The 11,576-nt window shown below is 66.2% G+C and carries 8 protein-coding genes; 5 read left to right on the top strand and 3 right to left on the bottom strand.

Annotation, left to right across the window (positions count from 1 at the left end; all coding sequences use genetic code 11):
• The first annotated feature begins 103 nt into the window (after positions 1-103).
• On the top strand, positions 104-1,324 hold the full coding sequence (locus tag DAT35_RS35480) for a hypothetical protein (protein ID WP_108073652.1): 1,221 nt from the start codon (positions 104-106) through the stop codon (positions 1,322-1,324).
• 33 nt (positions 1,325-1,357) lie between these two features.
• On the opposite strand, the gene DAT35_RS35475 is transcribed toward DAT35_RS35480, so the two are convergent.
• The 3 genes from DAT35_RS35475 to DAT35_RS35465 form a co-directional block, all read right to left on the bottom strand.
• Positions 1,358-2,107 carry a hypothetical protein gene (locus DAT35_RS35475; RefSeq protein ID WP_108073650.1) on the bottom strand — a complete coding sequence of 250 codons (750 nt, stop codon included), beginning with the start codon at positions 2,105-2,107 and terminating at the stop codon, positions 1,358-1,360.
• Between the two features lie 22 nt (positions 2,108-2,129).
• A complete protein-coding gene (locus DAT35_RS35470; RefSeq protein WP_108073648.1) occupies positions 2,130-5,264 on the bottom strand; it encodes a TonB-dependent receptor in 3,135 nt (1,044 codons plus the stop codon).
• Between the two features lie 128 nt (positions 5,265-5,392).
• The gene (locus tag DAT35_RS35465; RefSeq protein WP_108073645.1) at positions 5,393-6,676 is read right to left on the bottom strand and encodes a M14 metallopeptidase family protein; all 1,284 of its coding nucleotides are present in this window, start codon (positions 6,674-6,676) and stop codon (positions 5,393-5,395) included.
• 60 nt (positions 6,677-6,736) lie between these two features.
• On the opposite strand from DAT35_RS35465, the gene DAT35_RS35460 reads away from it, so the two are divergent.
• The 4 genes from DAT35_RS35460 to DAT35_RS35445 all read left to right on the top strand — a co-directional run bounded on the left by DAT35_RS35460 (position 6,737) and on the right by DAT35_RS35445 (position 11,500).
• On the top strand, positions 6,737-8,092 hold the full coding sequence (locus tag DAT35_RS35460; protein ID WP_108073923.1) for a sodium:alanine symporter family protein: 1,356 nt from the start codon (positions 6,737-6,739) through the stop codon (positions 8,090-8,092).
• Between the two features lie 618 nt (positions 8,093-8,710).
• Positions 8,711-9,496, top strand: coding sequence for an iron-containing redox enzyme family protein (locus DAT35_RS35455; RefSeq protein WP_108073643.1), 786 nt, complete (start codon positions 8,711-8,713; stop codon positions 9,494-9,496).
• 17 nt (positions 9,497-9,513) lie between these two features.
• Positions 9,514-10,023, top strand: a complete 510-nt coding sequence (locus DAT35_RS35450; RefSeq protein ID WP_199243090.1) for a VOC family protein — start codon at positions 9,514-9,516, stop codon at positions 10,021-10,023.
• Positions 10,004-11,500 carry a class I adenylate-forming enzyme family protein gene (locus tag DAT35_RS35445; RefSeq protein ID WP_108073638.1) on the top strand — a complete coding sequence of 499 codons (1,497 nt, stop codon included), beginning with the start codon at positions 10,004-10,006 and terminating at the stop codon, positions 11,498-11,500. Before DAT35_RS35450 ends, DAT35_RS35445 begins: the two co-directional genes overlap by 20 nt.
• The last annotated feature ends 76 nt before the right edge of the window (positions 11,501-11,576 follow it).

The following is an 11,576-nucleotide window of genomic DNA, read 5'->3' as shown; positions in this document are numbered from 1 at the left end:
CGACATAAACCCTACACCATCCCACACAAAATGGCGAGTCCCCTGGAGGGCCCGCTCGGGGGATGGTTCGAGGATGCGAATCGAGCCTTGTTCCCACCGAGGCATGGCCGCCCGCGGGTTCTCCTGGCGAGCCCTGCTGCTCGCACTCGGCATGAGTCTTCCCGCCGCGGCCGACCCGCCCACGCCGGAGCCCACCGAGGAGCGCCTCGTCCGGCTGATCCACGCGCTGGCCTCTTCCAACAAGAGCGCGGCGAGCATTGCGGCGTCCCAGCTCGACTGCTCCGATTCCAACCCCGTCTTCCTCGAGCGCGCGGCGAAGACTCCCGCCACCGTGAAGGAGGCCCGGGGGATGCTCGAACACCCCACCCCCATCGTCCGGCACGTGGCCGCTGCGATCCTCGCGACCGCCGGAGAGCGCGGGTCCGCGGTCCGGCGCAAGTTGAAATGGGCGGCCCGGGACTGTGGCGAGGGATTCGCGCGCCTGCTCGGCACCCAGGCGCCAGAGGACCTGCGGGAGGCCCTGGTGCTCGGGACGCTGGAGACCTCGGCCGACGCCCAGAAGGCGCTTCAGCCGCAGCTCGTGTACCGGCAGGGAATCTGGGAGCCCGTCACCGCGGGGCCCATGACGGGGCCGGCCCGATGGAATCCCCTCCTGCCCGAGGCGAAGCCCCTCCAGACGGAGACGAAGGCCGTCCAGCTCCACGGGGGCTGCGATACGAGCTTCTGGGCTCTGCGAGTGAACGGCCCTGCGCCGGAGAACCTCGACCTCGCGCTCTCCCGGAAGCTGGAGACCCGGCCCATCCAGGAAGCGACCCCGGAGCACCAGGCCTCCATCCGAAATGCGCTCAAGGCCCAGGCGTCCCAGGAACTGGGGCTGATGAAGCAACAGCTCCCGGGCGAGAACGCCGGAGACGCGAAGCCCGCCACCTCCTGGACCGAGGCCCGGCCGCCCCAGAAGGCGCGCGCGTGGTGCTCGCCCGTCAGCGATTCCGAGAGGCTCTGCTACGCGCGCCAGGACCGCACGATGCGAGACACGAAGGGAAGCTCGCCGGAGCCGTACCGGTGCACGTCAACCTTCTGGCTGCGCGGGGACGCCACGCGGATGCGCATCACCCACGCGTCCCGGCTGTGCACCCCCCAAGAGGGGCAGGAGCTGCCCATCGAGAAGCCCCTGGGCACGCTCGAGCTGGAGGGGCGTATCTACTGGCTCATCTCCGTCCATGAGCCCAGCGTGCCGCGAGGCCTGTTGGAGCTGTGGGAACCACGAGCGGACGGCATGCGGCTCGTGGTCCCCCTCACCCACCAGATGGGCACCTGCGACTAGCAAGCAGGCCGCCCACCGGGACTCCGGCCGGGACTACGGGACGGAGGGAACCTCGCCCGTGAGCACGCAGATGAGCGCGTCCGGGTCGCACTTCACCGGGAAGCTCGGGTTGATGCCCGAGCCCCGCAGGCGCACCGGCGGGTCCGCGTACGGGTCGCACTTGGACTCGTCGGGCTTGCCCTTGGTGGCGCAGCTCACCACCGGCCAGATGCCGCGCACCTTGTACTCGGCGGTGCAGCCATTCTCCGTGTAGCGCAGGTCCGCGACGAACTGCGTCCCCGGGATGTCCGGCGTGTTGTAGATGCGCAGGTTGGACCACGCGTAGGTGAGGTCCATCCCCGGCCCACTGCCGCCCGCGGTGGAGCGCACCACCAGCCGCGAGGGCGCCAGCGTGGGCACCTCGCAGAAGTTGTCCGGGCCCGGGGCGGCCGTCGTCAGCACGCCCGGGGAGTTGGCCTGGTTGGGCGCGTCCGGATCCACCTGCACGTCCTCGTCCGTCAGCAGCTTGCCCAGGCGCGAGGAGCGGATGACCACCGACTCCGGCCCGTTCTCATCCTTGCTGAAGTACTTCTCCAGCCCCACCGGCTCGGGCTTGAGCCGAGCGCACGAGAGGCTCGGGTCCTGCCCCTCCTTGAGCGAGTAGGTGGCCGCGAACGAGCCGGTGGAACCATCCGACACGGCCTTGGCCACCACGCACTGCGGGTCCTGCTGAGCGGCGTTGCAAGCGCCCAGGACGGAAGCGAGCACCACCCCCGTCCCCAATCCAATCAATCGCATGTTCATGGAGTCTCTCCGGGTACGCGCCCTAGAAGCTCAGCTTCGCGCCGAAGCGGATGGACCGAGGCGCCTGATAGGCGATGGGACGCTTGAAGTTGGGGTTCACATCCGCGGGGGTAATGGTGGCATTGCCGGTGGCCGAGACCTTGACGAGGCACGAGCCACTGGTGCTCGCGTCCTTGCAGCTGTCCAGGTCCGACGGCTTGCCGTTCTGCTCGATGGGCAGGACCTTGGTGTAGGTGAAGACCTGGTCCACGTCCGTCACCTGCTGGAAGTTGAAGAGGTTGAAGACATCCAGCGAGAGGCTGACGGTGTAGTTGCCCGGCAGCTTGTAGCCCAGGCCCACGTGACCATCGACGTTGTGCACCCACGGCAGCCGGCCCGCGCTGCCACGCGGGAGGATGAACGTCTCCGCGCCGCTGCGCAGCGGGTGGTAGCCCAGGTAGTTGAGCGGCGCGCCCGAGCGGGCCCGGTAGCCACCACCAACATCCACGCTCAGGTCCTTGGTGAGGCGGAACTCCTTGGCGCCAAAGGCCTTGAAGGCGTGCGTGCGGTCACCCGGCAGCGGGCCGTCGCGGTTGACGGTGAGCGAGAGCAGGTCGAAGTCGCGCGTGAGGTTGGGCGACAGCTGGCCGGTGTCGGCGCGGAACAGACCCGAGTAGTTGCCGCGCAGCGTGGACCACGTGTAGCTCACCTGCGCCAGCCACCCGTCCGAGAAGCTCTTGGTGTAGTAGACGTTCACCGCGTCATAGTCGCGGCGGGCCAGCGGGAAGTCCGAGGAGTAGCCCTTGCCCGGGTTGCCCAGGAAGAAGGTGCGGCCGTCGTCGCGGCTCATGTCCTCGATGACGTCGTTGAGGTAGCGCTTGGTGTACGACAGGCCCAGGCGCCCGAGCGCGATTTCGTACTCGCCACCCAGGACGATCTCATCGCTGGACTGGGCGCGGATGTTCGGGTCCACCGGCACGCGGTCGCCACCCTCGGCGGTCCAGTACTGGTTGGGGCTCTCCGTGTTGCCGGTGACCTGGCGGTTGCCGTCCACGTTGCAGTCGCCACCGGGCGCGAGGTCTGCGGGATCCCTCGGATCGCACTCGGGCGCGTTGTACGTGGACGACAACAGCCGCTGCTGCGGGAAGGACAGGTCGGCCATGTCGAGCGGGACGTTCTCGTAGAAGCGCGCGAAGTTGGCGAAGAGCTTCGAACGGCCCTGCTGGGTGAAGTCGTAGATGACGCCCACGCGGGGCGACCACTGGTTGGGCAGGCTCAGGCCCACCTGACGGTCGATGCCCCAGATGGTCTGCGCGTCGTAGCGCACACCCACGTTGACCGTCACCTTGTCGAGGATGGACCAGCTGTCCTGCACGAAGCCACCGACGGTGAGCGAGGAGGACGTGCCCTCCTTGTTGGGCAGCGGCACGACCGTGTCCGGCCCGGAGAGGTAGCCGTACTGGTTGAGCGAGAAGAAGCACGAGCCGTCCGAGCACTCCTGCCAGGGGACCTCACCGGAGCGGGCGCGGTTGAGGTAGAAGCTCGCGCCCTCGGCGTCCACGCCGGCCTTGAAGACGTGGTGGCCGAGCGCCTCGAGCATGTACGTGCCGAGCACCTTGCCCTGGTAGCGGTTCAGCTCCGAGATGCTGATGGTGCCGGGGCCTCCATAGGAATAGTTCGTCACCGGACAGCGGGTCCCGGTCAGCCCCTCGGGTGCGTCACATACGGAGGGATCGGGAAGCGACTCGAACTCGGTGATGCTGCGCTTGCGCCGGTAGGCGATGTTGGATTGCGCGGAGAGCCCCGTGCCGCTCATGAGCCCCGAGCCATCCGACGGAAGGATGGAAGAATCCTGGTGGTGCCAACCCACCGTCGCGTCCAGCAGCAGCGACTTGTTGAAGAAGGAGGAGGACTGCTTGGCCACGACGTCCAGGCCACCGCCCGTGCGGCGCGTAGCGATGGCCCCATAGGCGCCCTGCACGTACGCGGTGCAGGACAGACCGCTGCACACCTCGGGGGCGCCATCACGGCTGAAGGAGTAACGGCCGTCGCCGCCCGACCAGGTGGGCGTGCCGTACACCGACAGCGACAGGGTGTGGTCCGGGTTGAAGAGGTAGGTGAGCTTGCCGATGTACTGCACCGTCCGCTCGTCCGCGAAGCGGTTCTCCAGCGCGCCCGGGATGGGCGTGGCCACCTGGAAGCCCGTCGCCGGATCCTTGCGCGCATCGCCCACCTTGGAGCAGCCGTTGGCCGGATCCACCTGCGTGCAGAGGTCCAGGGTGTTGATCTGCCGCGACACCTGGATGCGCGTGAACGAGGGCGCCACGCCCGCGAAGAACCACAGCTTGTCCTTCACGATGGGGCCACCCAGCTCGAAGCCGAAGTCGCCCTGGTTCCACGGCGTGCCCCGGGCGGAGATGACGCTGCCCGCCTGCTGGATGGCCGGACCCGCCGTCTGCAGCAGGCCCGGAGCGTAGTTGCCGAACACCGAGCCGTGGAACTCGTTGGAGCCGGACTTGGTGACCACGTTGAACACGCCACCCGTCGAGCGGCCGTACTCGGGCATGTAGCCACCGGTGATGACGTTCACCTCCTTGACGAACTCCACCGAGAGCGGCGTGCCGATGGAGCCCAACTGGGGATCATTCACCGACAGGCCATCCACTACGAACTGGTTCTCCGGTGAGGTGCCACCGTTGATGCTCACGCCGTAGGTGTCCTCCTGCGCACCGGGGGCCAGCTCGGCCAGGGACTCGAAGGAGCGCGACGCCGAGCCCTTCGAGCCCGGGCGGCTGAGCGCCAGGTTCTTCAGGATGTTGGCGTCCACGCTGATGCCCGACGCGCTCGAGGCCACGTCCACGGTCGGCGGGGTGCCCGTGACGATCAGGTCCTCGCTCAGGCCGGACTCCGGCAGCATCTCCACGTTGAAACGGATGGTGCGGTCCAGGCGCAGCTGGATGTCCGAGCGCGCGTAGGGACGGAAGCCCTGGGCCTCCACCCGGATGGTGTAGACTCCCGGCGGCAGCTGCGGAATGCGGTACTGGCCGCTCTCGTCGGAGACCATCGTCTGCTCGCCCTGGAGGCTCGGAGACGTGGCCGTCACCACCGCGTCCTGCAGTGGCTTCTTATCGGCCGAGTTGATGATCTTGCCGATGATGACGGCGGAACCCTGGGCCATCGCGCTGGTGCCCCACAGCAACAACAGGACACACCCCGCGCGAGCGAGTCGGACGAACGAAGACAAGATGCTGACCCCTCCTGAAAAGTGGGTAGCAACTTAGTCACATTTTCACCGAAGTTGGGAACTCAACGTTCGTAACGGATGATTCGCTCCACCCGGTAAGTCCCAGAGGGCACCACCGGCCGCAGCAGCATCAGCTCCGCGGGCAGGCCCACCCGCAGCTCGCGCCCGCTCCGGGGAGGCAGGGGCAGCAAGTCCCCCTCCTTCACGCCCCCGGGAGGGAGCGGCACGACGGTGAGCCCGGCGCCGTCCACCCCCTCCACGGCACCGTAGACGCGCAGGTCGCCCAGCTCCTCGATAGAGCCCGAGAGCACGACGGATGCGGTGCCCTCGCGGGTGCGCACCGCCTGGGCCGCGGCCACGCCGATGTCCGCGACGAAGGCCTCCCCCGCCTCACCGAAGACGTGGGCCCCCCGGATGACGAGGTGCAGCATGCCCTTGCTGTCGTTGAAGGGGATGGATTCGTAGCGCGCGAGGTCCGCGAGCTCCACCGCCCCGCTCGCGAGCGACTCCAGGGCGGACACCAGGGCCACGAAGTTGAGCCGGAGCAGCGGTTCGTCGGGCTCGGGCGAGGGCCACGGGCCGGTCTCGATGAGCACGGTGGGAGTGCCCCAGCGCACCAGGTTGTCGCCGAAGGCACGGACCTCGAAGGAGTCGTCGTAGCGGCCGAGCTGCCCGGGCGCGAGCGGCTCGAGCGCGTCCCGGATGACGGCGCACACCTTCTTGGCGAGCACCCTCCCCGGGTTGTCGCCCCGCGTCGCGTCGAAGGCGGGAGCGAGCAGCGAGATGGAAGCAGGCCGGCCCGTGCCCCCCACCGCCGTGCGCCAGCTCTGGTTGTGGAGGTTGAAGCCGAGTGAAGGCTGGAGCCGATCCCGGAGCGCCTTGAGCGTGCGGCCCTCGGGGGTCTGGAGCGCCAGGGCGTCCCGGTTGATGTCGATGCCCTGGGCGTTGCGCCGCTGGAAGCGCTCGGCACCATCGGGGTTGAGCATGGGCAGGGCATGCAGGGTGAGCGCCGAGAGCAACCGGGCCACCCGAGGGTGCTCGCGGTAGCGGCGGAGGTACTCGAAGAGGTCGAGGAGCGCCGTGGTGGCGGTGGGCTCGTCCCCGTGCATCTGGGACCAGAGGAGGATGTGGCGGGGACCGGTGCCGGTCCGGACGAGGTTCAGCGAGCGCCCCTCGACCGAGCGCCCCACCTCCTCCACCTGGAACAGGTCCGGAGCCTCCGTGGGGAGACGCCGGAGATGGGCCGCCACGAGAGCATGACGGACGAGGGCGGGAGGAGGCAGACCCTGGAGACGGACCTCGGCCCAGAGGTCGAAGAGCTCGCGGGGTGTAGCGGGGGCGGTCACGATGAGCCTTTCTTTTCCGGTGGGTGCCCTGGATGCGCAGATCGGATTATGACGGGAATCATGCTGCCTGAACCCATCCGCAACGCGATCGACATCGCCAGCAACTTCGTCTGGGGTCCGTGGACCATGGCCCTCCTGTTGGGAACTGGAGTGTTCCTGACGATACGGCTCCGGTTCGTCCAGGTGTCGCGCTTCCGGGATGGGCTGCGGGCCATGGTGCCGGCGCAGGCAAGCGGTGCGGGAGCGCTGACCCCTTTCCAGGCGTTCATGACGGCGCTCGGCGCGTCCATCGGCACGGGCAACATCGCGGGAGTGGCCACGGCCATCGTGAGCGGCGGACCCGGGGCGCTGTTCTGGATCTGGATGTATGGCTTCTTCGCCACGACCATCAAGTTCTGCGAGGCCGTGCTGGGCATCAAGTTTCGCAAGGTGGAGGGAGACCGGCTGTCCGCGGGCCCGATGCACTACCTGAAGGACGGGCTGGGCTCGCCGAAGCTCGCGTGGCTCTACGCGCTCATCGCGGGCGTGGCGGCACTCACGACGACGCCCTTCACCCAACCGAACTCCATCGCGGTGGTGTGGCAGAGCCAGTTCTCCATTCCGCCGTGGGCCTCGGGCATCACCATCGCGGTGCTCACATGGCTGGTGGTGATTGGTGGCGTGAAGAGCATCGGACGCGCGGCCGAGAAACTCGCGCCCCTGAAGGTGGGCCTCTACCTGGCTGGAGGACTCATCGTCATCATCACCCACGCGGCGCAGTTGCCCACGGTGTTCGCGCTCATCTTCCGCGAGGCGTTCTCGATGCAGGCGGCCGGAGGAGGCGCGGCCGGAGTGGGGATGATGGTGGCCATGCGTTACGGAATTGCCCGAGGCATCTACGCCAACGAGGCGGGGTATGGCACGGCGGCGGTGGCATACGGCACGGCGCGCAGCGAGGCGCCGGTGCAGCAGGGGCTCCAGGCGGTGATGGAGGTGTTCATCGTCTCGTGCGTGACGTCGACCATCAGCGCGCTGGTGATTCTCGCGAGCGGAGCATGGACGTCCGGGCTCACGAGCACGGCGGTGGTGGCGCAGGCCTTCAATACGGCGATCCCCACGGTGGGCGGGTGGATCGTCGCGTTCTGCGCCTTCCTGTTCGGCTACACCACGCTGATTGGCTGGGCGTACTACGGCGAGCAGTTCCTGGAGTATGCCATTGGACTGCGCGTCACCCAGCCCTACCGGTGGCTGTACTGCGGCCTGGTTGTCTTTGGCGCCATGGGGAAGGTGGAGACCATCTGGGCCTGGGGAGACCTGATGAATGGCTTGCAGATCTTCCCGAACCTCGTGGGCCTGATTGGTTTGAGTGGGGTGGCGGCATCGGTGCTGCGCCAACCCAGACAGCAACAGGTGGACACGGCCGCGACCCAGGCCTGATATGAGCATGTGCTCGATGAAGGCTTCGAAGACGTTGGCCGTCGTGGCTCCTTCGATGGTCATCAGCGCCCAAATTCCGTCCAGCGCCAGAGCACCCAGCACCACCACGCGTTCGCCTCGCGTAGCACGTCCGTAGGTGCGCGCCATGCTCGTGTGACAGCCGGTTTCGTCTCCGAGTTCCTGCCGCTCGGCTGGACGGGTGAGGGTGAAGCGAAGGGCCCCGGCCGTCCGAGCACAGGCCGGGGGTTTGTGCACCCGCCGCCGCACCGTGGCGTGCCCCGACGCGCACCTCGCGCCAATGCCCACTCTCAAGGCCCACGTGCTCCCAGGCGAGCGAGCGCGGCCCGGCCCTCTCTCCCGGGTCGTGAGCAGCGCCCGGACGGAGTGGTCCTGGTGGCCAATGACAGCCAGGCCAATGCTTATCTATAACGGCGACAGGCCAGCGACCATGGCACTGCCGCTGCGCTGCCTGCTCGTATGAATCCTCGCGTCACATGAGCTCGTCAGCCGAGTCTACCTAGTGACAGGGACGGAGGATGGACGCCTCGCGTCCAGAAGATCAGCCTGGTGCATGAAACTGGCATCAATGCCTCTTTCCGTCGCGGAGGTCTCTGAGCGATGAAGACGAGCAATTGGAATTCGATTCCAATCAATGAATTCTGGCAGGTGGCGGATGAACTGCAGGAACGCGCGCTTCAGCGTGCGGAGAGCCTCTTTGCCCTTGCCGAAGAGGCAGACCCGAAGCAACTCGTCGCGCTCCTCATTCAATACCGCTTCTTCACGATTTACTATACGACCGACCTCGCGATCCTCATCTCCCGTTTGACGGATGGAAGGATGAGAAGCTTCCTGGCGGAGTTGTTGTTCGACGAGTTGGGGCGGGGAAACCCGCTCGAGGCCCATCCTCGCCTCTACGATGATTTCCTGAGGAGTATTGGCGTGACAGGCCAGGACCTCGACAACCTGGCCCTGAGTGCCAACATCGGGCTCCTCGACGCCGTGCGCAAGAGCCTGACCGATTCGAGCACGAGCACGGCCTACGGCGTCGGGCTCCGGGGCATGGGTGGAGAGTGCGTCTGCCAAGTCTATCTGGCGCGACTCCACGAGCACATGATGAAGAATCCCTACATCCAACACATGCACTCGGAGATCGACTGGAGGTTCTGGGACCTTCACGTAGGTCCTCACGATATCGCGCATCGCCTCCAGACGCGTGAGATCATCCACGATGAAATCGTTGTCCGGGGCCCCGAGGCTCTTGCGGACCTGGGTCGTGGCTACAACGAAAGCATGAACTCCTGGACCGACTTCTGGACCAATATCCTGGACTCCACGATATCTGGGAGAGTCCAACGCATAGCGAGCGGCATAAGCCCTTCCAGCGGCTCTGTTGCGGATTACTGACCATGCGGAGACCAACCGTGGAAGCCATCAGACAATTCCATCTGGCCATTCCCGTGCGCGATCTCGAGGAAGCGAGGCGCTTCTATCGTGATGTGCTGGGCGCCTCCGAGGGCCGCTCCACGCCCAACTTCATCGACTTCAACTTCTACGGACACCACCTCGTCCTCCACGCTGCACCGGATGACGGGCGACTCTTTCACACGTTCCGCTCTGATTTTCACGGTGAGGAAGTGCAGGTCCCTCACTTCGGCATGAACCTGGATGGAGAGGCGTGGCGTACGCTCGCCGAACGAATCAAATCGCACCGTTACCCTTTCTTTGATCCGCCCCACATCCGCCTCGAAGGGAAACCCGGGGAGCACGCGACCCTGTTCGTTCGCGATCCCTCTGGCAATGCCCTGGAGTTCAAGGCCTTCCGGAATCATGACGAGGTCTTCTCGAAGATCTTCGACCCCAAGACCAAGGACTTGCTCGGCCTCGAGAAACTGGCCGTGAACCTGGACGGCGATGATGGAAACGCTGAGTGAGTTGCTGCGGGCTCGCAGCACGGGGATGCACGACAAGCCGTGCATCAAGACTCCCGACGGAAGCGTCGCGTTGACCTATGGCGAGCTCGACCGCGCCGCGTCGGCCTTTGCCGCGCGCCTCCAGGAGCGGGCGTGCCGGGCGGGTGACCGGGTCCTCCTCGGGTTGAGCAACACACCGGATTTCTTCGTCGCCCTGTTCGGTTGTTTCCGAGGGGGGATGATCGCCGTTCCGGTCGATGCGAATCTCGCAAGAGAAGAGCTGCAGGCCCTCGCCGACCACGCCCAACCGGCCGCCATCATCGCAGGTGACGGTACCGGGTCCAGGTTCAAGGACCTGCGCGTTGGTTGTGAGGTGCTGACACTGGAGGACCTCCAGTTGCCGGGCGAGCAGGCGACGGCCACGTCCGAAAAGGACCTCCCCGGGAATCCGGCCCTGCTGCTGTACACCTCTGGCACGACAGGCAACCCCAAGGGGGTGCTCTCCTCTCACGCCACGCTGCTCCGGAAGATCGAGTCCATTCGCCAGTCCTTCGGCTTCGACGAGTCGTACACCTCTCTTTGTCTATTGCCGACCCACTTTGGTCATGGATTGATCTGTAACAGTCTGGCCACCTTCGGTTATGGCGGGACACTCGTCATCACCCCACCGTTCAACCTGGATCTGCTCAGGGAGCTCTGGTCGATCCTGAATAGGAACGGGGTGAATACATTCTCGTCGGTGCCAACGGTCGTGCGGTTGTTGCTCCAGTATGCCACGCGCCGTGATGCCGGGAGCGTCTGTCCTTCGCTGAAGTTCGTGACCTGTGCGTCGGCTCCGCTGCGGCCGGAGGAGATCGAGGCCTTTCAACGTCAATTCAACGTCCCCCTGCTGAACTGCTACGGGCTCACGGAGACGTGCGGGTGGATCGCCTGCTCGCCCAACAGTCCGGAGAGGAACCTGGCTTCGGTGGGTAGGGCGCTCGACTGTGAGATTCGCGCTTTCGGCTCGAATGGCGAACCGCTGAAGCCCGGTGAGAAGGGGGAGCTGCGGGTCAAGGGGCCAGGTGTGATGGCGGGCTACTACTCGCACTCGGATACGCCGGGCCCGGTGGCGCAGGATGGATGGTTTGCGACGGGCGACGTCGGCGAGGTTGACGAATCAGGCGCCGTCTTCCTTCATTCCCGAGTGAAGGAAATCATCATCCGGGCAGGCAAGAACGTCTACCCCGCCGAGGTCGACAGCGTGTTGCTGTCCCACCCTGATGTCGTCGATGCATGCACGGTAGGGCTCGAAGATCAGCTGTTCGGTGAAGCCGTTGCGGCCTGTGTGGCTCGCCGTGAAGGCTCGACCTTGAGCGAGGTCGCGTTGATCGACTACGTGCGGGGGCGTTTGAGCAGCTACAAGTGCCCGCAGCGGATCCTGTTCGTGGAGCGCATTCCAAAAACCTCCCGCGGAAAAGTGAATCGGTCGAAGCTCCGGTCGCTTTTCGAGGGCTGATGATGGCTGGCATACGTTCGATAGGTTGGTGGATTCCAGAGGGTCGTCGACTCGCCCATGAAGTCGCCAAGGACCA

It is taken from the genome of Vitiosangium sp. GDMCC 1.1324 (assembly GCF_003044305.1).
Lineage (GTDB): Bacteria > Myxococcota > Myxococcia > Myxococcales > Myxococcaceae > Archangium.
This window is presented reverse-complemented; position numbering and strand designations above follow the sequence as displayed.